Annotated in this window: 1 pseudogene; it reads right to left on the bottom strand. The window is 75.7% G+C overall.

Features of this window, described 5'->3' with window-relative positions:
* Positions 1-122: 122 nt before the first annotated feature.
* Positions 123-563: pseudogene (locus G3480_RS27330) on the bottom strand (hypothetical protein); the annotation flags it as partial.

Genomic DNA, 563 nt, shown 5'->3' with positions numbered 1-563 from the left:
TCGGGGCGTGTCATGGCACGCATGGTCAGCGCAGGGGGCATGGTCGTGATCCTCGCGGTGGTGGGCGTTGGGCGATCAGCAGTCCTGGGGCCAAGGAGAGCCCCCTCGGAGCGGGCGGAGGCTCATGGAGCACCGCGGCGCGCCCCCAGGCGCTCGACCGCCTTGGCGGTCGTGCGTTTGCGCTGCGCGATGTGCGCACGCCGGGCCTCAGCGTGCGCGCTGGCCGGTGTCGGCTGCGGCGGCACGGCACGCAGGATCAGGGCGCGGAGTGCCCGCAGCTGCTGGCGGGTCGTGGCCTCCTCGGTCTGCGGCAGGGCCACCACGGTTCCGGTCAGCCGCTTCGGGGTGCGCGCGTCCTGCGGTGCCGGCAGCAGGTGGCGCACCGCCTCGGCCGCTAGCCGTCCGGCGGCGACCGCACGCTGGGCAGCCTCGGTCCGCTGTCGGGGATCCCAACCGAGCGAGAGCCGCCACTGGGGCGCTTGCCCTTGCCGGCGCCGCTCGGCCACCAGGCGCTCGTAGGCGGACTTGAAGGCCATGCGCGCGCCGACGCGGTCGCCGCGCTC

This window comes from Thiorhodococcus mannitoliphagus (genome assembly GCF_010915725.1).
GTDB classification, from domain to species: domain Bacteria; phylum Pseudomonadota; class Gammaproteobacteria; order Chromatiales; family Chromatiaceae; genus Thiorhodococcus; species Thiorhodococcus mannitoliphagus.
The sequence above is the reverse complement of the archived record's forward strand: the minus strand, read 5'-3'. Positions and strand labels throughout refer to the sequence as shown.